Source organism: Campylobacter concisus, from assembly GCF_902460415.1.
GTDB classification, from domain to species: domain Bacteria; phylum Campylobacterota; class Campylobacteria; order Campylobacterales; family Campylobacteraceae; genus Campylobacter_A; species Campylobacter_A concisus_Y.
Map to the genome: position 1 here is coordinate 1 of NZ_CABPTY010000002.1, position 22,682 is coordinate 22,682.

The following is a 22,682-nucleotide window of genomic DNA, read 5'->3' on the forward strand; positions in this document are numbered from 1 at the left end:
CTCCTTACTCTTCTCTTTTTTAGCTTTACTCTTTTGTGCTTTATCTTTTAGCTTTTCTTTCTTATCTTTTATACTATCATCTTTAGCGCTATCTTTTTTCTCTTTTACTTCATCACTCTTTTTACTTACTTTTTCTTTATTATTTACTGCGTTAAAAATTTGAAGGAGGGTTAGGATTCTTTATTTAATATTTTAAATAAGCTTACTATTGAATATTCTAAATATCTAATTAAATTTATAAAAAACTCTATTTAGATAAAGCCCTTCAGCTGGAGCTGGGATACGAGTTAAGGCAGAGCATCCATTAAGTGAAGCATTGATGAGCTCGGCACCATTTTTGATACTTAAGGCTTTAAGCAAATTTGCAACCATAAGCCGTACTTGAGCGCGTAAAAATCCATTCGCTTTAAAAACTATGATAGTTTGGTTTTTGTATTCATAGCAAAATGCTTTAAAAATTTCTCGTACTGGGCTTTTTGTGTCACTTCCTGTTTTCATATAGGAGCTAAAATCATACTCACCAACAAAATTAGATAAAATTTCATTTGCTTTTTTGATATCAAATTTTGGCAAAAAGACTTTATAGTTTGAGCTAAAAACATCAAATTCTCCATGATCTATAATGTATCTATAAGACCTTGCTACGGCGTCAAATCTTGCTTGAAAATTTTCATCAACTAAATTTATACGTTTTATATGAATATTTGGATGAGCATGGCGGTTGATTAGCTCTTTTAGATGCTCTAAATTTTTAAAATGATCGCCACAAATTACGCTTGAGCTTTGATTGATCGCATGGACGTTTTTGTCCGTACGTGAGCTAGAGACTATTTTTTCAAATATTCCGACGTGAGCTAGGGCACGCGAAAGCTCATCTTCTACGCCATTTTCATGCGGTTGAGTTTGCGAGCCTTGAAATTTGGAGCCATCGTAGCTATAAATTAGTTGGATTTTCATTAGTATCTTCGCATGATCTTGGCTTTAAAAAGTAAAATTCCTGCCAATAAAAAGACGAAAAATATGAGTGGAATCGCAAAAGCTGGCTTTGATGAAAATAGCATTATGAGCGTAAAATACCCAAATAAAACGCCAAATGTCCCAACATAAACCATGCCCTTTTCATATCTATAAGTAACGATGCCAAAGCTTATAGCAAAAAGTGTACTGGCAAGTGGAAATAGTGCAACAAGTACATACGTACTAAGATCTTTTCTTCTTTTTTCGCTACTATTTGCCTCCGTCCAGTACTCTTTTATACTGCCTATATTGCTTATCTCTTCACTTTGGGCAGTCCTTATCTTCATAGATTTGAAGTTACTTTGGTGATAAATTTCATCTTTTATGTCATACATTTTTCCATCTAATAAAGAGAGTTCGATGCTTTGATTTGTATTAGTGATCTTTGCATTTTTTGCAGTGATTAAGCGTTGGGAGTCTTTAATGTAAGGATTAAACATCACGATATCTTTATAAGTAGTGCCGTTGTTATCTTGCATTTCACTACCCACATAGACCATCCAGTCAGAGAATTTTTGTCCAAACTGAGTTGGCTTTAAATTTAGCTTTGCAACAGTCTTTTTATAATCAATAAAATTTGCATTTAGCTGTGCGGCTATTGGTATCATTACTATAGCGATTACAAGTAGAGCGGTGCTTAAAAATGCTGAAAATATTAAGAAAAATTTAGCAATTTTATTTGGTGAGCCACCAAGCGTAAAAATAACGATGCTTTCATTCTCTTTTGATAATCTAAAAAGAGTCATCGCAAGTGATACAAAAAATGCGATAGGCACGACAAAAAGTAGCACGCGTGGAAGCATAAATGAGTAGAGTTTAAAAAGCTCACCAAAGCTGATCTCAATGTAAGAAGTGATGCGCGCGATCTGGATAAAAAATACGATCGACATGATCAAAAAAAGCGTACTAAATAGTGACGCAAAAGTCCCTAGGAAATTAAATAAAAGATATCTATTCACTCTACTCATAAATAAACCTTAAAATTTCTAAAATTCGCTCTTTAAAAGCGTATGTAATAAGTAAGCCAAGACTTAAAAATGGCACAAAGGCTAGCTCATAGCTCTTTTTGCGAACGAGCGCATAGACTGGAAGTGTAAAAAGTGCTGCAAGATAGATCGCCACTAGAGCCAGTTTGACTGGCAAGATAGCTCCGATGATAGCTGCTATAAAGATATCTGCACTACCCATCGCTTCTTTTTTTATGGCAAAACTTACGACAAATCTAAGCACCCAAAAGATAAGTGCAAAAAGGAATAAATTTAAAATTTGGACAAAATTTCCTTTAAATATAAAAAGCATCAGAGTATAGATAAATGCGAAAAATAGCACTGTAAAAAGAAGCGGATCTGGCACGGCTTTATATCTTATGTCTATGACGCTAAGGGCTAGCAACATAATAAAACAAAGTCCTAAAAATAGTGCATAAAGCAGAGTTTCCACGCTTAAAATTTTGCCGCATTCTTTAAAAAAGCAGATCAGAAAAAGTAGCCCAGAGGCTAGCTCAACTAGCGGATAGATAAGGCTTATCTTTTGCTTGCAAAAAGCGCATTTTCCACCTAAAAATAGCCACGAAAAAATTGGAACATTGTGATAAAAATTTAGCTTATGATTGCAGTTTGGGCAATGAGAAGCTGGAAAATTTATACTTTCATTTTGTGGCAAGCGATATATCAGTACATTTGAAAATGAGCCCACGCAAATACCCAAAACAAAAGCAAAAAAGGCAAAAAAGATGACTATATTATCCATTATCTCGCTAAACTCCGCCAAATCTTCGCTCTATGTTTTTAAATTTACTAACGATATTTGCAAGCTCATCCTTGCTAAAGTCAGGCCAAAGTGTGGGCGTAAAAAATAGCTCTGCATAGCTTGCTTGCCAAAGCATGAAATTTGAAAGCCTGCTCTCGCCACCAGTCCTAATGAGAAGATCCACTGGCTCACTCTCATCAAGTGCCGCATTTAGGCTCGCTTCATTTATCTCGCAGCCTTCTAAAGTTAGCTTTCTTGCAGCTCTAATGATCTCATCTTTTGAGCCGTAGTTTATAGCTAAATTTAATAATAAATTTTTATTCTCTCTTGTAGCGTTTTTGGTGATCTTTATCTCGTTTTTTAGCTCATCGCTAAATGGTGAAATGTCGCCGATCGTGTTAAATTTGATCCCATTTTTTATAAAGTCAGCACGCTTTAAAATGAGAAATTTCTTAAGCAAATTCATCAAAAACTCGACCTCTTTTTGTGGTCTTTTCCAGTTTTCAGTACTAAACGCGTAAAGACTTAAAATTTTCACGCCATTATCGATACAAAATTCGCACATATCGCTTACTACATTTGCTCCGGCTTCGTGCCCATTTGTCCGTAAAAATCCACGTTTTTTAGCCCAGCGTCCATTTCCATCCATGATAATAGCAAGGTGGTTTAATTCATTCAATCTTTAGCCTTTTATATCAATAATTTGTTCTTTTTTGCTCCAAAGAGCACTCACATTTTGCACTGTTATGTTGGCGCTAAATTCTCTTTTTAGCAAGCTAGCTACATTATTAAATGGAGTCGTGATCTCGCATAAAGCTTCATCTTTAAATTTAAAAATAAGTGGAGCAAAATTTGAAAATATTAAAAAAATTTTTATATCATTCTCCTCTTTTTTTAGCTGAAAAACACCGTTTATGCCATTATAAATAAATGGTATATGCACGACATTTTCTTGCAGAGCAAAGAGCATTTTTGCTAGCACTTTCATCTCGTCTTTTGTCTTAGCTTCACTTAAGCTTTTAAATAAATAGTCATAAAACCACGATAAATTCTCATGTTCTATCAAATTTTCGATAAGATTTAGCCCATCGGCTAAGACATCTTCGTCTAAAATTCTTGGCTTTTCGTATAAATTTTTTATGACAATATTCTCGCCCTGGCTTTGCACCTCGCCCCAGTATTTCGAGCCTACATTTAGCTCTTTTGCGCTTTTTGTGTTTAAATTTCTATTTGCAAAATTTAAAATGTATCTATTAAAACCGATCTTTTGGCTTACTAAGATACTAAGCGGAAGTGACGAATTAATCGCTACTAGTGGCGTATTTGCATTTTTTGCTATTTTTTGAATGCGAGAAATTTTCTCTATCATAAATTTGCCGCTAGTTCCACGATATGTCTTGCGATCTCATCTTTTGCGGCAAGCGGCAGCAAAGTTTCATTATTTTTCGTGATAAAATTTATCTCATTTTGCTCGCTTGCAAAGCCATTTTTCTCACCCAAGATATTTAGGCAAACTGCGTCAAGCCCCTTTTGCTCTAGCATTGCTCTGGCATTTTTGTGTGCGCTCTCACTTGAGATTTCAAGCTTAAAGCCGATCTTTTTACATTTAAACTCTTTTAAACTTTGCAAAATATCGATATTTTTGTTTAGGCTTAAATTTAAAACTTCGCTAGCGTCCTCTTTTTTGATCTTGCCATGAGCCTTCGTCGGTACAAAATCGCTCACCGCAGCACACATTACAAGTAAATTTGCGTCCTCACACTCACTCTTGCAAAGCTCTAAAAGCTCGCTACTTGAGCTAAATTTAAGGCTTTCAAATGGCTCGTTTTCCGCTTCAAAACTAGCAAGTAGTTTTACCTCCGCACTTACGTAGTAAAAGGCTCTAGCCAAGGCTTTTGCCATCTTGCCACTTGAGAAATTTGTAATGGCTCTCACATCATCTATCTTTTCAGTTGTCGCACCACCTGTGATAACTACTTTTTTGCCTACAAAAAGAGGCTTGCTAAGTCTTTTTATGACAGCTTCTACTATCATCTCAGGACTGGCAAGACCGCCCTTGCCAACGTCGCCACAAGCTAGAGTTTTTAAAACCGGCTCTACTACTAAAGCACCGTTTTTCTTTAAAATTCCAAGCGAATTTTGCGTCGCGAAGTGCTCGATCATATTATTATTTGCAGCCGGAGCCACAACTAAAGGCACGTGTGAGGCGGCGATTAGCATTTGCATAAAGACATTGTCGCATATGCCAGCTGTTAGCTTATTTATCGTATTTACCGAGGCAGGTGCGATGAGGACTAGATCCATTTTAGAGTAGGCTATGTGATTTACGCCGTCTTGCCAGTTTTGCGTTTGTGAGCTTAAAATTTTATGCTCACTTAGCGCCTCAAAGCCGCTTACACTGCAAAATTCAAGCGCTCCGTCGCTTAAAGCCACATAAACATCAGCGCCTTGCTTTTTAAGCAGTGATAAAATTTCGAATGCCTTATAAAAGGCGATACTGCCGCAAACGGCAAGTAAAATTTTCTTATTTTTTAACATCGTCTTTGCCAAAGAATTTCTCAAAAAAGCCGCTTTTGTTCTCTTGACGACCTCTGCTGATAGCTAGAGCGCCGCTTTCAACGTCTTTTGTGATGGTGCTACCAGCTGCAATGATGACGTTATCAGCGATATTTACAGGGGCGACTAGCTGTGTATCTGAGCCAACAAAGACGTTTTTGCCGATTTTGGTTTTGTATTTAGCTTTGCCATCGTAGTTGCATGTGATCGTGCCACAACCTATGTTTGTGCCACTTTCTATCTCGCAGTCGCCAAGATAGCTTAAGTGTCCAGCTTTTACGCCGCTAAGAACGCCTTTTTTAACCTCGACGAAATTTCCTATGTGTGTGTCAGAAATTTCAGAATTTGGCCTTATGTGAGCTAGTGGCCCGATGTCTGAGTTTTTGATGACGCTACTTTCGATCACTGATGAGCTTTTGATGATACTTTCTGTTATAACGCACTCGCCAAGGATGCTTACGTTTTCTTCGAGCACGCACTCGCCTTCAAATTTAGCCCTGCTATCTATGAAAATGCTCTCAGGCATGCGCATCAAGACGCCAGCTTTCATCAAATTTTGCTTGATCTCATCTTGCATTATTTTTTCTGCAATGCTAAGCTGAAATTTATCATTTATGCCCATGAAATTTTGCTCATTAACATTAACCGCAACGCACTTTAAGCCCTTTTCATTTGCTATTTTTATGGCGTCAGTTAGGTAGTACTCTTTTTGTGCGTTTTGATTATTTATGAGCGGTAAAATTTGCTCTAACGCTTCGCGTTTAAAGCAGTAGCAGCCAGCATTTACGCTTTTTATGGCAAGTTGCGCTTCACTAGCATCTTTTTGCTCGACGATGCCTTCAACTTTGCCGTTTTTTATGATAACTCTGCCATAGCCAAAAGGATTTGCCGCTTCAAATGAGCTCATAACCACGTCTGCTTCGGCATTTGCTAGACGCATAAGATCAGTTGATCTAACAAGTGGCATGTCGCCGCAAGTGACAAGTACCTTTTCACCGCTTAAATTTACGCCCTTTATCGCGCCAGCAGTGCCTGGGAAATTTGCTAGATCTTGCTCGAAAATTTTAGTTTGAGGGAAAATTTCTTTTATCTTTTTGCTAATTAACTCTTTTTCGTAGTGAAGCACGACGCTAACGTCATTTGTAATCGCATAAGCTTGCTTTAATATGTGAATGATCATTGGCTCACCGCAAAGTTCAAATAGGACTTTTGGACGTTTTGATTTCATTCTAGTGCCAAGACCAGCAGCTAAAATTATGATTGAAGTATTGTTCATTTTTAAGCCTTTTAACGTTAAAAATTTCGCAGATTGTAGCAAAAAATGGCAAACATTTTTTTTAATTTAACGATTGTTTCAACAAAAAGCTAATAAAATAGCAATTCTTAAGAATTTATAAATAAAGTGAGCTTAAATGGATTTAGGAACCGTCGTCGGCTGGGTTTTGACCCTAGTGCTTTTGTTTGGATCAATGGCGATAGGCGTTGGTATAGGACCATACATCGATATTCCTTCTGTGATGATCGTTTTTGGTGGTACTATCGGCGTTATGATGGTTGGCTTCAAGATGGAGACGCTTAAAGGAATTGGTAAATTTTATGGCATTGCTGTTAAGCCATCAGTCGTAGTAAATTTACCTGAGACTATAAAAAAAATAGTTGATTATTCAACTAAAGCTAGACGTGATGGTATCTTATCGCTCGAAAGCGAAGTAAATAATGAGACAAATCAGTTTTTAAAAAGAGGCCTCTCAATGGCGGTCGATGGCAATGAGCCAGATGCGATCAGAGCGCTTTTGGAGATCGATATCGATCAAACTAGTACAAGACATTCAAATAATATTAAAATTTTTGAGCAAGTCGGCGGTTTTGCGGGTGCTATGGGTATGATCGGTACGCTTATAGGTCTTGTTGCGATGCTTCTTAACATGTCAGATCCTAGTGCGATCGGTCCATCAATGGCGGTTGCTTTGCTTACGACACTTTATGGTGCGATGATAGGTAACATCATAGGTGCGCCTGTAGCAAATATCCTCTCTATTCGCGATGCTGATGAAGCACTTGAAAAACAAGTCGTACTTGAGGGAATCATGTCGATACAAGCGGGCGATAATCCAAGAACGCTTGAAGCTAAACTCTTAGCATTTTTACCACCAAAAGATAGAAAAAGTCAGTTCGAATAATGGGTAAGTTAATAAAACCAGAAGAGTGTCCAAAATGTATGCCTGAGTGGCTAGCTGCTTTTGGCGACCTTATGTCACTTTTGCTTTGTTTTTTCGTTTTATTGCTTTCTATGGCGACAATGGATGCTAAAAAGATGGAGGCTGCCGTTGGCTCACTAGCTGGTGCTTTAAGTGTGCTTGAAGGTGGTGCTAGACCTGAAAATCAGATAGAAAAAGAGACAGATCCAGAAAATACTCGTGCAAAAAAGATAAGCAAGCAAAAGGGCTCACAAAGTGAGCTAAATATGAATGTTAAAAAGATAAATGAGCTGCTAGCTGCTAGTGGGGCACCTGAGATCACTATGGAAGAGAGCGAGGATGGCTTTATCGTAAGGCTTCCAGCAGCTATGCTTTTTGATAAAGATAGTGCTGAAATTTCTGGCGAAGATGCGAAGCTGTTTTTAAAACGAATAGGTATGATTGTGGCGAAAATGCCTAATGATGTAAAAGCCGATATTATCGGCCATACAGATAATATAGAACCAAGCAAAGACTCAGCTTATAAAAATAACTGGCAGCTCTCAACTGCAAGGGCTTTAAGCGTGGTTGAAGAGTTAATCAACGATGGCGTGCCACAAAATAGAATAATAGCTTCTGGCAAAGCTTCGTTTGATCCGATCGCTAGTAACAGCACAGAAGATGGCAGAGCCAAGAACAATAGGGTAGAAATTCACTTCATATCGCTTGAGCCAAAAAATAAAGAGGCTACTAAGAAAAGTATCCTTGATATGAGGAATTAGTCGTGAAGGCACTGCTTGCTTTAGCGGTTTTACTTTGCACGGTTTTTGGAGCTGATCCTGCACTACCAACTATAAATTTAAGTCTAAATTCTCCAGCAAATGCCGAGCAGCTTGTAAATTCTTTAAATGTTTTACTAATTCTCACTGCACTTGCACTTGCTCCTTCGCTCATTTTTATGATGACAAGTTTTTTAAGGCTTGTTATCGTATTTTCATTTTTACGCCAAGCCATGGGCACACAGCAAGTTCCTCCTTCAACAGTGCTTATCTCGCTTGCGATGGTTCTTACATTTTTTATTATGGAGCCAGTTGGGCAAAAGAGCTATAATGATGGCATAAAGCCTTATATAGCTGAGCAGATAGGCTATGAAGAGATGCTTGATAAGAGCTTAAAGCCATTTAAAGAATTTATGGTAAAAAACACAAGAGAAAAAGACCTTGCACTTTTCTTTAGGATTAGAAATTTACAAAATCCAGCAAATATCGAAGAGATACCGCTAAGTATCGCGATGTCAGCTTTTATGATAAGTGAGCTAAAGACATCTTTTGAGATAGCGTTTTTGCTCTATTTGCCATTTCTTGTCATCGACATGGTCGTAAGCTCAGTGCTAATGGCCATGGGTATGATGATGCTTCCTCCTGTAATGATCTCACTGCCATTTAAACTGCTCATATTCGTGCTTGTTGATGGCTGGAATTTACTAATAGGAAATCTTGTAAAAAGCTTTCACTAATGAAAAAAATTTTATTCATTTTTTTGCCGGTATTTTTGCTTGGTTCAAATTTAAGTGTGATCGCAAACAAAGCAACGCAAAATGAAATTTCAAAGATCAAAGAGCTTGAGCTAAAAAGAGCAAATTTAAACGATGAAGCCACATTAAGCTCATATATGCCAAGCCTTAGCCTAGAGGGCTCATACGGCAAAAATGCAAGCACTTTTCCAAGCATAGTCGCTAAAGAGTCAGCCGGTGTGCTAGCTAGGATAGATTTTTTGCTTTATGACGGCGGAGCGAGAGAGGCTAGGCTAAAGATGAGCCAGCTTTTAAAAAATAAAGCCGCCATCGCAAGCGATGAAGCCAAAAACTATCTTGCACTTAAGGCTGTAAATTTATATTTTAATGCTCTAGCACTTGAAAATATAATCGCAGCCAAGCAAGCTCAGGCAAATTTCTTAAAAGGCGTTTTAGATAAGCTTGAAAAGGCAAACATTGCAGGCCTTGCCGCAAAAGATGAGCTTGAAAATGTAAGGGCTAAATATTACTTAGCTAATAGCACGCAGCTTGAATACAAAAATAAAATGGAGCAAATTTTAAATGAGATAAATTTGCTAACTGGTGAGAAAATTTTGCCAGTAGGCGGAGCAAAGATGGCTGATATTAGCTCAAATTTAGCTTCAAAAAATGCCGAGCTTGATAGACTAAGCCAAGATATATTTTTAGGCGAGGCCAAGCTTAGTGAGGCAAAGGCTGGTTTTTTGCCTCAAATTTTGCTTTATGATACATATGGATTTTATAAAAATAATTACGATATTGATCTAGGTAGGCTTAGTTCTTACCGCTCATACGTAGATAAATATCTAAAAGAAGATACTCATGGCAATAAATTTGGTATCGCTTTTAAATGGAAAATTTTTGATTTTTTCGCCACTAACAAGATGAGTCAGGCCCAAAAGATCGCGCTTGATGAGGCAAGGCTAAATTTGGAGTATAAAAAGCGTGAAAACGAGACAAGGCTTAAAAATTTGCAAAGTGAAATCGTGGTGCTTACTTCAAAAATCGCTTCACTAAACGAATATGTAAAAGCAAGCGATTTGGCATTAAAAGCTAGCTATGAAAAGTATAACTCTGGGCTTTTAGGATATAGCGACCTGCTTGAGGCGCTCTCACAAAAATTTGATGCCATTAGTCTTTTTGAGAGCGCAAAGGATGAGCTCGAGATCAAAAAAGTGGAGTTCTTTTTTGAAAATGGCGAGCCGATTTTGGAGAGGATTAAAGATTGAAAAAGCTGATAATTTTAATGATATTTTGTATTTTTTCATTTGCAGGGGAGGAAATTTTTGCTGATTTTGAAGTCTATGCCAAGCAAAGCTCAAAGCTTGCATTTGAGAGCAGCGGCAAGGTGGATAAAATTTTTGTAGATGTTTCAAGTCATGTTAAAAAAGGCGATGTTTTAGCTAGCCTTGATCAAAGTAGCCTAGAAATCGCTCTAAAAAAGGCAAAAAATGATCTTGAACTTGCAAAAAATGCTAGTGAATTTGCAAAAAATACTTTAAACAAATTCACTCAAGTAAGAGACGTCACTTCAAAGCAAGAATTTGATGAGGTAAAGTATAAATTTGACGAAGCAATACTTCGGGTTCAAAGTGCGCAAATTGCTATTCTAAATGCGCAAGATCGCCTTAAAAAAGCTGTTTTAAAAGCTCCTTTTGATGGTGTTATCGCTAGTAAAAACATTGAGCTTGGAGAGGGTGTTTCGCCGCTTAGTCCAGCTTTTGTTTTAAATTCAAATGAGGCTAAAATTTTAATAGCGATCGATGAAAAATATGCAAATTTAGTAAAAGTTGGCGATACATTTAAAATTAAACTTGACGCGACAAGCGAGGAAAAAGAGGTAAAAATCGCACTCATCTATCCAGAGATTAAAAGAGAGACTAGAAAATTTTACGCCCAGGCTTATGACAGCGGGCTAAAACCTGGCATGTTTGGTCAAGGCAAAGTGCTAGTTAGTAAAAGAAAATGATAAAAACAGCCATCAACCGCCCTATAACTACATTAATGGTTTTTTTAAGCCTCGTTGTCTTTGGCATCTACTCGCTAAAGACGATGAATGTAAATTTATACCCGCAAGTAAATATCCCAATCGTTAAGATCACGACCTACGCAAACGGCGATATGAACTACATCAAGACAAAGATCACGCAAAAGATCGAGGACGAGGTCTCAAGCATCGAGGGGATAAAAAAGCTTTACTCAACCAGCTTTGACAACCTAAGCGTGGTAAGCATCGAATTTGAGCTAAACAAAGACCTAGAGAGCGCTACAAACGACGTCCGCGACAAGATGCAAAAGGCAAGGTTAAACGCAAACTACGAGATAGAAAAGCTAAATGGCCTCTCTTCAGCCGTCTTTAGCCTCTTTATCACAAGGCTTGATGGCAACGAAACTAAGCTCATGCAAGAGATTGATGATGTGGCAAAGCCATTTTTAGAGCGCATTAGCGGCGTTTCAAAGGTCAAGACAAATGGCTTTTTAGAGCCAGCGGTGAAAATTTTACTAGATAGATTTAAGCTTGATAAAAACGCTCTTAGCGCAAACGAAGTGGCAAATTTGATAAAGGTTGAAAATTTAAAAGCGCCACTTGGCAAGATAGAAAATGAGCAGATCCAAATGGCGATCAAGTCAAATTTCAGTGCCAAAAGTATAGATGAGATAAGAAATTTAACGATCAAACAAGGGGTCTTTTTAAAAGATATCGCAAGCGTTGATCTCGCTTACAAAGACGCAAACGAAGCAGCGATAATGGATAAAAAAAGTGGCGTCTTGCTTGGTCTTGAGCTAGCCCCAGATGCAAACGCTCTAACCGTGATCGCTCTAGCAAAATCAAAGCTAGATCAGTTTAAAAGCCTACTTGGCAACGAGTATGATGTAAAAATAGCTTATGATAAGAGCGAAGTGATACAAAAGCACATCGATCAAACCGCCTTTGATATGATCCTAGGCGTCTTGCTGACCATAGTGATCGTATATCTGTTTTTAAGAAATTTCTCGATCACCATCATCTCAGTCGTAGCGATACCAACTAGCATCGTAGCGACGTTTTTCATCATAAATGCCCTAGGCTACGACATAAACCGCTTAAGCCTTATAGCGCTCACACTTGGCATCGGAATTTTCATCGACGATGCGATAGTTGTCACTGAAAATATCGCTAGCAAGCTAAAAGATGAGCCAAATGCCCTAAAAGCAAGCTTTGCAGGCATAAAAGAGATAGCATTTAGCGTCTTTGCGATCTCGCTCGTGTTGCTTTGCGTCTTTGTGCCAATAGCCTTTATGAGCGGCATCGTTGGAAAGTACTTTAACTCCTTTGCGATGAGCGTGGCAGCTGGCATCGTCATCTCGTTTTTTGTGAGCATCTTTCTTGTGCCAACGCTTAGTGCTAGGTTTGTAAATGCCAAAGAAAGCAGTTTTTTTCTAAAGAGTGAGCCCTTTTTTGAGGCGCTTGAAAATGGCTATGAGAAGCTTTTAGCCTTGGCGCTTAAATTTAAGCTCATATTTTTAGCTATAACGCTTGCGGTCGTTGTTTGCTCATTTGCTCTGGCTAAATTTGTAGGCGGTGACTTCATGCCAAGCGAGGATAACTCGGAGTTTAACATCTACTTTAAGCTTGATCCTTCACTTGGCCTGCAAGCTAGCAAAGAGAAGCTAAAAGATAAAATTTCACTCATAAACGCCGATCCTCAGGTAGCTTACGCCTACTTTATCCTTGGCTACACAGACGCCAAACAGCCATATCTTGTAAAGGCTTACGTTAGGCTAAAGGAGCTAAAAGATAGGGTTAATCACGAGCGGCAAAATGCTATCATGCAAAGTTTTCGTGACAGACTAAAGAGCGATGATATGAGCGTCATCGTGGCTGATCTGCCAGTGGTTGAAGGTGGCGATGTGCAGCCAGTTAAGCTTACTATTACATCTGAAAATGGCAAAGAGCTAGAGAAATTTGTACCAAAGATCAGCAAAATGCTAAAAGAGATAAATGACGCAACAGATGTAAATTCACCTGAAGAAGATCTGCTAAAACGCGTGCAAATTTCTATAGATGAAGATAAGGCTAAAAGGCTAAATTTAGATAAAGCTAGCATTGCAAGTGCTGTTTATAGCGCATTTAGCCAGAACGAGGTCTCTGTTTTTGAAAACGAAAATGGCAAAGAGTATGAGCTTTACATGCGCCTTGATGATAAATTTAGAAGCGATACAAATGATATTTTAAAGACCAAGATAAGAAGCAAAGAGGGCTTTTTCGTGACACTTGGTGACGTAGCGACGATTAGTTTTGAGCAAAAGCCAGCTAGTATTTCGAGATTTAATAGAGCTGATGAGATAAAATTTCTAGCAAATACCAAAAACAACGCGCCGCTAAATAGCGTGGCAAATGAAATTTCAAAGAAGCTTGATGAAATTTTGCCTGCAAATTTTAAGTATAAATTTCTTGGATTTGTGGAGCTCATGGACGATACAAACGCTTCGTTTATCTTTACGGTAAGTGCGAGCGCAGTGCTTATTTACATGGTGCTAGCGGCACTTTATGAGAGCTTTTTGCTGCCATTTCTCATCATGCTTGCCATGCCGCTTGCCTTTTGTGGCGTCGTGATTGGCCTTTTTATAAGCGGCAATCCATTTAGTCTATTTGTCATGGTTGGCGTCATCTTGCTCTTTGGCATGGTCGGTAAAAACGCCATTTTGGTGGTTGATTTTGCAAACCACTTTGCAAATAGCGGCATGGAGGCAAACGAAGCTGTGAAAATGGCTGCTAAAAAGCGACTAAGGGCTGTTTTGATGACCACTTTTGCGATGATATTTGCCATGCTGCCTCTTGCTCTTAGCAGGGGTGCTGGCTATGAGGCCAACTCACCTATGGCTATAAGTATTATCTTTGGGTTAATTAGCTCGACCTTGCTTAGCTTGCTTGTCGTGCCAGTGCTCTTTGCGTGGGTCTATAATCTTGATAAATTTATAAGAAAATTTTATGAAAGGGAGAGAATTTGAAGAAGATTTTAGCGGTTTTGCTCTTTGCTTTGCCTCTTTGGGCTGGAAATTTACTAGAGATCATCGCTCTGGCGCAAAGTGCAAGGCTTGAGAGTTTGAAAGAATTTAATAAAAATGAATATATAAATAAAAATAAAAGCAAAAAGCTAAATTTATCCCTTGATGGCAGATATACCTTTGTGCCTGACGAGCTAAAGGGTGGATATATGACAAAGACTGGATCGATCACGGCAAAGGTTGAGTATCTTATCTTTGACGGGGGTGCGAGCGAGGCTTCGGATAAGATTTTAGACCACAAGGGCGTGGAGAAAATTTACAAAGATGAAGAGCTGATGAATTTAACCGCTTTTCAGGTCGCAAAGGTCTATTTTAATGCCATTGCACTAAATTCTCTTATAAATTTAGAGACAAAATTTGTAGATAGTTTTGCTAAGGCTGCGGCTGAAAATGAGTTTTGGTTTGAGTATGGTGAGATAAATAAAGCTGAGTTTGATGCGATAAATTTTACTCTTGATAAAAAAAGAGCTGAGCTTGACGAGCTTGGGCTTAAGCTAGCCGAGCTAAACTCAAGGATAAATTTGCTCTCAAACGGCGAGATCGGCTTTAATGCTGGTTCAAAGATAATGATGCCAGATTTTAGCAAAGATGATATAAGCGCAAAACTTGGGGCGATGGAGCAAGAAAAATTTATAAAAGAGCAAGAAAATGAGAAGCAAAAGAGTAAATTTGCTCCAAAAATTTACTTAAAAGATACGCAAAGTGTGAATAATAACAGCTTTAAAAAAGGTGAGAGGACGACTTCACAGATGATAGGTGCTTACACTGATGCGAACAAGCCTAGAGTGGAGTTTGAGTGGAAGCTGCCTGATAGCTTAAGTCTTAGCAAACAAAGTCAAGTTAAACGCATTGAAGAGCAAAAAGCGGCACTTGATCTAAGCGATGAAGAAAATAGGATAATCACTCGCCTAAAAGAGCTAGAAAGCACGATCAAAGGCTTAAATGCAAAGTTAAATTTGCAAGATTTTAAGCAAGATAAGCTTGATAGTGATTTTGTTGATCTGCTAAATGGCTATCTTGATGGCGAGATAAAATATGAAGAATTTCTATTTGTGAGTGAGAAAAATTTTAGTGATAGGGCAAATTTTATCCTTGATGGCGATTTACTTGAGCTAAACAAGCTTGAATACTTTTTTGAATGCGCAAGAAATATAAATGAGGTGGTGATAGAATGAATAAACTGATATTTGTGACCATTTTGTGGGCGTTTAGCTTTAGCTTGATAGGGGAATTTTTAGCTGGCAAGGTCGATAGCTATCTGGCTGTTTTTGTGCGTGTGACGCTTGCAAGCCTAGTTTTTTTGCCATTTACGAAATTTCGAGGCGTTAGTCCAAAGCTAGCCCTTGGCATAATGGGCATAGGAGCGGTGCAAATAGGGCTCATGTATCTTTGCTACTACAACTCGTTTTTGTATCTAAGCGTGCCAGAAGTCGCGCTTTTTACCATTTTTACGCCTTTTTATGTCACGCTCATATACGATGCTTTTAGCTTTAAATTTAGACCGCTTTATCTCTTTAGCGTTGGCGTGGCGGTCTTTGGCGCGCTTATCATCAAGTATGGTGCGATAAACGAAGGGGCGATAAAGGGTTTTTTGCTAGTGCAAGCGGCAAATATCTGCTTTGGGGCAGGACAGAGTGCATATAAGGCGCTTTTAGAAAAATTTGACGTGGATCAAAAAAATGTCTTTGGCTACTTTCATTTTGGTGCATTTTTTGTAGCTGTCGTTGCGCTTCTTACTCTTGGCAATCCAGCCAAATTTTCACTTACTTCAACGCAAATTTTAGTGCTTCTCTGGCTTGGCATAGTAGCTAGTGGAGTTGGATATTTTATGTGGAACAAAGGTGCTTGCGAAGTCGATAGCGGCGTGCTTGCCATCATGAATAATGCTCTCATTCCAGCTGCCATCATCGTAAATTTAGTCTTTTGGCAAAAGGATACAGACTTAACTAGGCTAATTTTAGGCGCTGTCATAATGTATATATCTTTGATAATTCATAACAAGATAATGAAATTTTATGGTATGAAGATCGCTTAGGCGTAAATTTTATAGCCAGCAACGAAAAAGCATAAAAGCCCAAGTAGTGGCAAGATGTAGAATATGGATCTAAATTTTATAGCTAGAAGCGAAGCGATATTATAAAAGATAAAAATAATAGCTGGCACGAAAATTTTAGTCGAGCTTAGTCTAAAATTTAAAACATTATTTAGCAATCCATCAAAAATGTCGCCATACGAAGCGATATGAAGTGCGGCACTTAATGGATAAAAAACGCTAAAGATGTAGTTGATAGCAAGGACGCTAAGCTGCTGTAAGCTAATGAGTGGAAAGAAATAAAGCACGCAAATTTCCATTGCAAAGCAAACATATAAATTTAAAAGTATAAGATGAATGAAAGGCGAAAATTTATCTTTTAGGTGTTTAAAATATAAAAATATGTAAAAAACGCCCATAAGTGAAAAGTAAAAACCTACGCTAAAAAGTAGCTGTGGAAAGAGTGATATGCTAATAAGTGCCACTATAAAAAGTGTTTTGAAGTTTAAAATTTTGACGCCTTTTAAAGTGCAATAAAATCCTAAAATGCTCATTAAAAATGCTCGCAAAAAGCTTGGTATAAAGCCTATTATAAAAAAGTAAAATGACAAGATTATAAAAACGACAATGGCTAGATCAAAGTTGTAGTTTCTAAAAGGTAAAAATCTCGCATATAAAAATTTTAAAAGTGGTCTAAATGCAAAAAATATAACTGCGCTTATAAAACCTAAATGATAGCCACTAATGGCTATAAGATGCGCTATGCCAAGGTGCGAGACGTCATCTCTTAGCTTGCCGTCAATACTTGTGCCTAAAAATAGAGCTGAGTAGAGCTGTGAAATTTTACTATTTTCATGCTGGGCATAGATTAGTGATTGTAATTTTTGGTTGATATTTAGCGTGGCTTTTTGTGGTAGTTTTTCGCGTGAAAAGCTAGGCATGTAAAAGGAGGAAGCAAGATAGTCTTTAAAACTAACGTCTAAATTTATGACGCTTAGAAATATATTGTCTCCAGCTTTAAAGTCATCTGTTTTGGCTCCAAGCGTATAAAATAAAAACTCATCAGTCCTAAGCTTTAAAATTTGCCTTTTCTTGCCGTCATCTCCAAGCTTTTCGTAGCTAGAAATCACGGTTGCTGTTAGCTCTTGTTCGCCTTTGTCCATAAAAATTTGATATTTATGGTAGCTAATGGCTAAATTTATAGAAAAAATGCAAAGGCAAAACAGACAAAATATAGTAAAAATTTCTCTATTTTTTAAAGCTTTAAAACGCATCAGCCTTCAAATGAAACATCAGATACTGGCATTGCAGACATATCTTCAAACCTTGAGTGTTGCTTTTGAAAGAGCACATCAACTGAGCCAGTTTCACCATTTCTATTTTTGCCAACTATGATCTCAGCCTTTTCTTGAAGCTTATTAAAGACATGATTGCTCTTGTACTCTTTGCCCTCGGCACTTGCGCGTTTTTCTTTCTCTTTTTCTTCTTGCTCTAGGTAAAACTCATCTCTATAAACAAAAAGAATGATGTCGGCATCTTGCTCGATCGCACCTGATTCTCTTAGATCGCTTAGCATAGGGCGTTTATTTGCGCGAGATTCAAGGCTTCTGTTTAGCTGAGAAAGAGCGATGATTGGCATATCTAGCTCACGTGCCAAAAGCTTTAATCCACGAGAAATTTCAGCTATTTGGACGTGACGATCAGCGTAGTTATTTGTACTCATCATAAGACCGATGTAGTCGATCACGCAAAGTGAAATTTCAGGATGCATAGCCTTTAGTTTTCGCATTTGCGTTCTTACTTGATGGATATTTACATAGCCACTATCATGCACAAAAAGCTTGCTAGCAGCAAACTCCTCACAAGCATCGCTAAATCTAGCCAACGCTTCATCATCCATCTTTGCAGTCATTATGTCTTGAAGCGGGATAGAGGTCTTGCTTGCTAGAATTCTCATCATTATTTGCTCAGCTGGCATCTCGAGCGAGAAAAAAACAACTCCAGCATTATTTTTTAGAACCTGACTCATAAAATTTAAACAAAGTGTCGTTTTTCCCATGCCTGGACGAGCTGCGACGATGATGAGGTCTCCATTTTTAAAGCCCTTTATCATCTCATTTAGCTTTTTAAATCCAGTATCAAGTCCAACGATATCTTTTTCACCAAGCAAGGCTTGAGCATTAATATGATCCATCATTTTCATGATGATCTCTTTGCCTTCTTTTATAACTCCAGTGCTTCCACCTTCTATCAAAGAGTAAAATTCCTGGCTAAGATCATCGACCATATCGCGGCTTGGCTTGTCTTCATTTACTTTGCTTGGTATATTGTGAGCGATCTTTACAAGACTTCGTTTTATAGATTTTTCTCTTAGTTCGTTTGCGTATTTTTGAATGTCTATTAGAGAGTTTGTGCCTAAAATATCTAGTATTAGCTCTTCGTCGTATTTTTCACCAAGTCTATTTTTTAAAAATGGCATAGTTATAGGATCATCGCTATTTAGGCATGCTACCATTGCATCATATATTTGCGAATGCCCTTTTAGATAAAAATCCTTTGCCTTAACAATGTCAAAAATTTCACCTAAAATATCGTTGTTTTGCAAAATGGAGCTTAGTATAGCTCGCTCCATATCAATGTCGTAAAGGTTTGTAAATTCTATCTCGTTAACTCTTTGCTTTGCCACAACTTTTCCTTTAGTTCCTACTTTTTATCTCATCATCGATCTCTTGTAAAAATCTATCTACAAGCTCGCTCTCAGGCAGCCTTGCGACCACTTCGCCGTGACGCATGATCATGCCATTTCCTTTGCCAAATGCTATGGCAACATCTGCGCCTTTTGCCTCACCGATCGCATTTACCACGCAGCCCATCACTGAGACATTTAGCGGCTCTTTTATCCCTTTTGTCTTTTCTTCTACGAGCTTTACTGCAGCCATGAGATCAGCTTGCAAACGCCCGCAAGTTGGGCATGAGATGATATTTAGTCCCTCTTTTTGGCGGCCGCTATCTTTTAAGATCGCCTTTGCGACTTTGATCTCCTCTTCAAGCTCTCCTGTTATGCTAACTCTCATCGTATCGCCGATGCCCTCAAGCAAAAGCCCGCCAAGAGCGATCGCGGACTTGATAGTCGCGTGAAATGTAGTGCCAGCCTCAGTAACGCCAAGGTGAAATGGATAGTTTGTCTTTGGACGAAGTGCTCTATAAGCTTGCATCGTGCGTTCAACGTCGCTTGATTTAAGCGAAATTTTGATATCTGTAAAGTCAAAATCCTCAAGAAGCTTGATGTTATACATCGCACTCTCCACCATAGCTTCAACAGTGCGACCGTAGCGGTCCTCAAACTGCTTTTCAAGCGAGCCAGAATTTACGCCTATGCGGATAGGTAAATTTCGCTGTTTGCAGGCATCAACGACTGCTTTTATATTTTTGGCTGAGCCAATGTTGCCTGGGTTTATACGGATAGCATCGACAAATTCGCTAACGATGAGTGCATAGGTGTGGTTAAAATGTATGTCTGCAACGACTGGGATGGGCGAGCCTGCAACGATCTGCTTTATCGCGCTGGCGTCCTCTTTGTCAAAAACTGCGCAGCGCACGATATCACAGCCTGCAAAATATAGCCTTTGTATCTGCTCAAGCGTGCTTTTTACGTCCTTTGTCTTTGAAAATGTCATTGATTGCACGGAGATCGGTGCGTCACCGCCTATTAAAACATTGCGAATTTTTATCTGTTTTGTCGGGTATCGTTGCAAAATTTTGCCTTTAAATTTTTATTGGGGATTATATAAAATCTTGGCTTTTAAATAAATTTGTTAAAAGTAGTTATAAATATTTTTTTAATTGATAGCATTATATGCTGGTAATATAATCTAGCGTGTAAATTTTATTTTACACACCCCAACTCTAAAAAATCTCTTTCTTTATATATTTTGTATTTTGTCTTATCAAAAATAGTTAAGGTTTTGCCTTTGTTATCATCTATAGATTTTCTTATTAAATCTATATTTAAATATTTTGATATGCTCGAATTGCTGTCATGCATTTTTGCTAATATCCTTTGATATGCTACATCTCCAGCATGAAAGCCATCAATAAATTCACAACTATCCTTATAATAATTTCTCATATCATGAAAATCATAATGTTCTATGCCAGTATTATTTATTAAATTTCTAAATTCATTTATGTAATTATACTTATTGACAAGGTTATCCATTTTCTCAACAACTTCATTTGCTAAAGGCGGTATAAATAATATTAATTTTATATTGTTGTCTCTCGCAAAGTTTAAAATATCATAAAAAATTTTGACTCTACTTTCAGAGATATGCTCTCCATATTCAAAAGGAAAAAGCCCATTATTTATTCTCGAAAAAGTATTTAAAAATTTTATGTCATCATTTTTTTTGTTACCTAAGATAAATTGTGAATATTGATATGAACCATCCTTTCTAAAACCATTTGAATATTCTAAAGACATAATACCCACATTGTCGTAATTTGTTATGTTGTTTCTACCTCTTGAAATATACTTAAATATATTAATGTCTATTTCATTTTTTATAATAGCAGATAAAACTTTGTTTATTTTATCTTTTATGCTAATGCTTGTATCTTTGTTGTTGTCAAAATATTTAGGCTGAGAGTATTTATCATTAAACCACCAAAAATCTAAACCTAGAATTATAATTTCTGGTTTGTAATATCTTGTCATTTCCTTTAAAAATAGATATCCCTCGTTTAAATAATTCATTGCCCTACCAGTTGTTATGAAGTCTTGGTTAAAGCTTTCTTCTCTAAATTGCATGACTCTTGATGAACCTAGGGCTACAACTTTTGGTTTTGTATTTTTGATTAATTTCATCTTGTATGCATATTTAAGCAAATTTAAATCCAAGGGATTATATATGGTATTTTCTTTTAATTGAATTCTTACTATTTCTTCTAATGATATATCTTCTTTGGCTGTATGTAATAATTTATAGATAAAAAGAGAAGGTATTGACACGACAAGAAATGTAAAAAGGAATATAAAAAACATAATTATTGAAAATTTTTTATTTGTTAGCATTTAAAATCCTAAAAATTAAAATATAAAAATTCTGTTTTTGCAGCTATCATTGAGTAAAAAGATAACAATAATATGAATATAAGCTTAATTATTTTTTGATAGCTTGGTTGAAAACTAATCATCTTTTCTATAGAATTTTTAAAAGCTAAGATTAAAATAAAACCAAGCATTATAAATAAAAGAGTATTTTTGTCCCCAACTCTTTCTATAAAGTTATCAAACCCAACTCCGTATTTAGATAAAAACACAAGTTTTGTTTCTAGAAAATTTGGCAAAACAATACCACTAAGCCCAAACATCCCTTTTAAAACTTTTAAAGCATCATCCCAATCTTTTGCTCTAAAAAATACCCAAGTAATATTTATAAAGTTAAATGTTATAAACCAAGCCAAAATTTTATTCATCTTAAAGCCAAGTTCGCTCCAAATTCTGTGAGTAACCAAGGCAACGCCATGCAAAAATCCCCAAAAGACAAATGTCCAGCCGGCCCCATGCCATATACCACCTATTATAAAGGTCGCCATTAAATTTACGTATGTTCGAAGCCTGCCTTTGCGGTTACCACCTAGCGGGATATAGATATAGTCTCTTAAAAACCTGCTTAGTGTTATGTGCCATCTACGCCAAAAGTCTTGAATATTTAAGGCTTTATAAGGTGAGTTAAAATTTATTGGAAGCTTAATATTAAAAAGAAGCGCTGCGCCTATAGCCATATCGCAATATCCACTAAAGTCAAAGTAGAGCTGAAATGTATAGCTTAGGCTAGTCGCCCAAGCTTCAAAGAAATTTAAAACGATAGCGTTGTCAAATCCGTTTGTTGCCCAAACAGCAAAATTATCAGCGATAACTACCTTTTTAAAAAGACCTATCGAAAAGATAAATAAACCAAGTGCTATATTTTTGTAGTTGACTATTTTATGTCTAGCATTTGCAAACTGCGGCATCATCTCTTTATGGTGCACGATCGGACCAGCGATTAGCTGCGGAAAAAATGTAACAAATAAGCAGTAGTTTAAAAAGTCATACTGCTTCGTACCCCCCCCCCGTAGCACTATCGACCAAATAGGCTATTTGCTGAAAAGTAAAAAATGATATCGCAAGAGGCAAAAGTAAATTTAAATGAGGTATATGAGCATTAAAGATAAAATTTACATTGCTTATAAAGAAGTCTGAATATTTAAAATATCCAAGGAGTATTAAATTTGCCGCAATCCCTAGTATAAGAATAAATTTTTTAGAAATTTTACTATCTTCTTTGTTTAGCTTCACTCCAAAGCAGTAGTTAAACAACATGGAGCCTAAGATTAGCGGTAGATAAATGACGTTCCACCAGCTGTAAAAAAAGAGAGATGACAGAACCAAAAAGCCTTTTGCCAATTCTGTAAGGCGCTTTTTATTTAGATAAAAGTATATAAAAAATGTAAATGGCAAGAATAAAAATATAAATTCATAAGAGTTAAAAAGCATGTTTATCCG

At 37.1% G+C, this 22,682-nt stretch carries 19 protein-coding genes and 1 pseudogene; 8 read left to right on the top strand and 12 right to left on the bottom strand.

Annotation, left to right across the window (positions count from 1 at the left end; genetic code table 11):
* Window positions 1-225: 225 nt before the first annotated feature.
* Genes truA through glmU form a run of 7 tightly spaced genes read right to left on the bottom strand, consistent with a single transcriptional unit; the run spans window position 226 to window position 6,598 of the window.
* Window positions 226-957, bottom strand: a complete 732-nt coding sequence (truA, locus tag FZ940_RS04235; protein ID WP_148821589.1) for a tRNA pseudouridine(38-40) synthase TruA — start codon at window positions 955-957, stop codon at window positions 226-228.
* Entirely contained in the window at window positions 957-1,985 is a 1,029-nt protein-coding gene (locus tag FZ940_RS04240; protein WP_148821591.1) for an LptF/LptG family permease, read from the bottom strand. The genes truA and FZ940_RS04240 overlap by 1 nt, the downstream gene beginning before the upstream one ends.
* On the bottom strand, window positions 1,978-2,766 hold the full coding sequence (locus tag FZ940_RS04245; protein WP_148821593.1) for a prepilin peptidase: 789 nt from the start codon (window positions 2,764-2,766) through the stop codon (window positions 1,978-1,980). The genes FZ940_RS04240 and FZ940_RS04245 overlap by 8 nt, the downstream gene beginning before the upstream one ends.
* 7 nt (window positions 2,767-2,773) lie before the next feature.
* Entirely contained in the window at window positions 2,774-3,445 is a 672-nt protein-coding gene (gene uppS / locus FZ940_RS04250) for a polyprenyl diphosphate synthase (protein ID WP_148821595.1), read from the bottom strand.
* 3 nt (window positions 3,446-3,448) lie between these two features.
* Complete coding sequence (locus FZ940_RS04255) at window positions 3,449-4,135, bottom strand: hypothetical protein (protein ID WP_103624084.1); 687 nt, start codon at window positions 4,133-4,135, stop codon at window positions 3,449-3,451.
* On the bottom strand, window positions 4,132-5,304 hold the full coding sequence (gene coaBC, locus FZ940_RS04260) for a bifunctional phosphopantothenoylcysteine decarboxylase/phosphopantothenate--cysteine ligase CoaBC (RefSeq protein WP_148822092.1): 1,173 nt from the start codon (window positions 5,302-5,304) through the stop codon (window positions 4,132-4,134). Before coaBC ends, FZ940_RS04255 begins: the two co-directional genes overlap by 4 nt.
* Complete coding sequence (gene glmU / locus FZ940_RS04265) at window positions 5,291-6,598, bottom strand: bifunctional UDP-N-acetylglucosamine diphosphorylase/glucosamine-1-phosphate N-acetyltransferase GlmU (RefSeq protein WP_148821597.1); 1,308 nt, start codon at window positions 6,596-6,598, stop codon at window positions 5,291-5,293. Before glmU ends, coaBC begins: the two co-directional genes overlap by 14 nt.
* A gap of 136 nt (window positions 6,599-6,734) precedes the next feature.
* Between glmU and FZ940_RS04270 the strand changes: the two genes are divergently transcribed.
* From FZ940_RS04270 to FZ940_RS04305, 8 genes are read left to right on the top strand one after another with little or no spacing between them, the layout of a single operon-like run.
* Window positions 6,735-7,502: a motility protein A gene (locus FZ940_RS04270; protein ID WP_021091276.1), complete on the top strand. Its 768-nt coding sequence runs from the start codon at window positions 6,735-6,737 to the stop codon at window positions 7,500-7,502.
* Entirely contained in the window at window positions 7,502-8,281 is a 780-nt protein-coding gene (locus tag FZ940_RS04275; RefSeq protein ID WP_035167452.1) for an OmpA/MotB family protein, read from the top strand. Before FZ940_RS04270 ends, FZ940_RS04275 begins: the two co-directional genes overlap by 1 nt.
* A gap of 11 nt (window positions 8,282-8,292) precedes the next feature.
* Complete coding sequence (fliP, locus tag FZ940_RS04280; RefSeq protein WP_196781206.1) at window positions 8,293-9,015, top strand: flagellar type III secretion system pore protein FliP; 723 nt, start codon at window positions 8,293-8,295, stop codon at window positions 9,013-9,015.
* A complete protein-coding gene (locus FZ940_RS04285; protein WP_148821599.1) occupies window positions 9,015-10,280 on the top strand; it encodes a TolC family protein in 1,266 nt (421 codons plus the stop codon). The genes fliP and FZ940_RS04285 overlap by 1 nt, the downstream gene beginning before the upstream one ends.
* A complete protein-coding gene (locus FZ940_RS04290; RefSeq protein ID WP_148821600.1) occupies window positions 10,277-11,020 on the top strand; it encodes an efflux RND transporter periplasmic adaptor subunit in 744 nt (247 codons plus the stop codon). Before FZ940_RS04285 ends, FZ940_RS04290 begins: the two co-directional genes overlap by 4 nt.
* Window positions 11,017-14,043, top strand: coding sequence for an efflux RND transporter permease subunit (locus FZ940_RS04295; protein ID WP_148821602.1), 3,027 nt, complete (start codon window positions 11,017-11,019; stop codon window positions 14,041-14,043). The genes FZ940_RS04290 and FZ940_RS04295 overlap by 4 nt, the downstream gene beginning before the upstream one ends.
* Window positions 14,040-15,275 (top strand): TolC family protein, encoded by a 1,236-nt coding sequence (locus FZ940_RS04300; RefSeq protein WP_148821603.1) that lies wholly within the window; start codon window positions 14,040-14,042, stop codon window positions 15,273-15,275. Before FZ940_RS04295 ends, FZ940_RS04300 begins: the two co-directional genes overlap by 4 nt.
* Window positions 15,272-16,135, top strand: a complete 864-nt coding sequence (locus tag FZ940_RS04305; RefSeq protein WP_148821605.1) for an EamA family transporter — start codon at window positions 15,272-15,274, stop codon at window positions 16,133-16,135. The genes FZ940_RS04300 and FZ940_RS04305 overlap by 4 nt, the downstream gene beginning before the upstream one ends.
* Here the strand turns inward: FZ940_RS04305 and FZ940_RS04310 are convergent.
* From FZ940_RS04310 to FZ940_RS04330, 5 genes and pseudogenes are all read right to left on the bottom strand, one after another.
* Window positions 16,132-17,406: a ComEC/Rec2 family competence protein gene (locus FZ940_RS04310; RefSeq protein ID WP_148821606.1), complete on the bottom strand. Its 1,275-nt coding sequence runs from the start codon at window positions 17,404-17,406 to the stop codon at window positions 16,132-16,134. The genes FZ940_RS04305 and FZ940_RS04310 overlap by 4 nt on opposite strands.
* Complete coding sequence (locus FZ940_RS04315; RefSeq protein WP_087580679.1) at window positions 17,406-18,818, bottom strand: replicative DNA helicase; 1,413 nt, start codon at window positions 18,816-18,818, stop codon at window positions 17,406-17,408. The genes FZ940_RS04310 and FZ940_RS04315 overlap by 1 nt, the downstream gene beginning before the upstream one ends.
* Before the next feature lie 10 nt (window positions 18,819-18,828).
* A complete protein-coding gene (ispG, locus tag FZ940_RS04320; RefSeq protein WP_148821608.1) occupies window positions 18,829-19,887 on the bottom strand; it encodes a flavodoxin-dependent (E)-4-hydroxy-3-methylbut-2-enyl-diphosphate synthase in 1,059 nt (352 codons plus the stop codon).
* Between the two features lie 131 nt (window positions 19,888-20,018).
* Window positions 20,019-21,206, bottom strand: coding sequence for a hypothetical protein (locus tag FZ940_RS04325; protein ID WP_148821609.1), 1,188 nt, complete (start codon window positions 21,204-21,206; stop codon window positions 20,019-20,021).
* 8 nt (window positions 21,207-21,214) lie between these two features.
* Window positions 21,215-22,673, bottom strand: a pseudogene (locus FZ940_RS04330) (MBOAT family O-acyltransferase).
* Window positions 22,674-22,682: the final 9 nt, after the last annotated feature.

Excerpts from the sequence above, each read along its gene's own strand:
- FZ940_RS04295 (WP_148821602.1), top strand. The coding sequence starts at position 11,017 with ATGATAAAAACAGCCATCAACCGCCCTATAACTACATTAATGGTTTTT.
- FZ940_RS04305 (WP_148821605.1), top strand. The coding sequence starts at position 15,272 with ATGAATAAACTGATATTTGTGACCATTTTGTGGGCGTTTAGCTTTAGC.
- FZ940_RS04310 (WP_148821606.1), bottom strand. The coding sequence starts at position 17,406 with ATGCGTTTTAAAGCTTTAAAAAATAGAGAAATTTTTACTATATTTTGT.
- FZ940_RS04270 (WP_021091276.1), top strand. The coding sequence starts at position 6,735 with ATGGATTTAGGAACCGTCGTCGGCTGGGTTTTGACCCTAGTGCTTTTG.
- FZ940_RS04285 (WP_148821599.1), top strand. The coding sequence starts at position 9,015 with ATGAAAAAAATTTTATTCATTTTTTTGCCGGTATTTTTGCTTGGTTCA.
- FZ940_RS04240 (WP_148821591.1), bottom strand. The coding sequence starts at position 1,985 with ATGAGTAGAGTGAATAGATATCTTTTATTTAATTTCCTAGGGACTTTT.
- FZ940_RS04255 (WP_103624084.1), bottom strand. The coding sequence starts at position 4,135 with ATGATAGAGAAAATTTCTCGCATTCAAAAAATAGCAAAAAATGCAAAT.
- glmU (WP_148821597.1), bottom strand. The coding sequence starts at position 6,598 with ATGAACAATACTTCAATCATAATTTTAGCTGCTGGTCTTGGCACTAGA.
- FZ940_RS04245 (WP_148821593.1), bottom strand. The coding sequence starts at position 2,766 with ATGGATAATATAGTCATCTTTTTTGCCTTTTTTGCTTTTGTTTTGGGT.
- FZ940_RS04275 (WP_035167452.1), top strand. The coding sequence starts at position 7,502 with ATGGGTAAGTTAATAAAACCAGAAGAGTGTCCAAAATGTATGCCTGAG.
- FZ940_RS04325 (WP_148821609.1), bottom strand. The coding sequence starts at position 21,206 with ATGCTAACAAATAAAAAATTTTCAATAATTATGTTTTTTATATTCCTT.
- truA (WP_148821589.1), bottom strand. The coding sequence starts at position 957 with ATGAAAATCCAACTAATTTATAGCTACGATGGCTCCAAATTTCAAGGC.
- coaBC (WP_148822092.1), bottom strand. The coding sequence starts at position 5,304 with ATGTTAAAAAATAAGAAAATTTTACTTGCCGTTTGCGGCAGTATCGCC.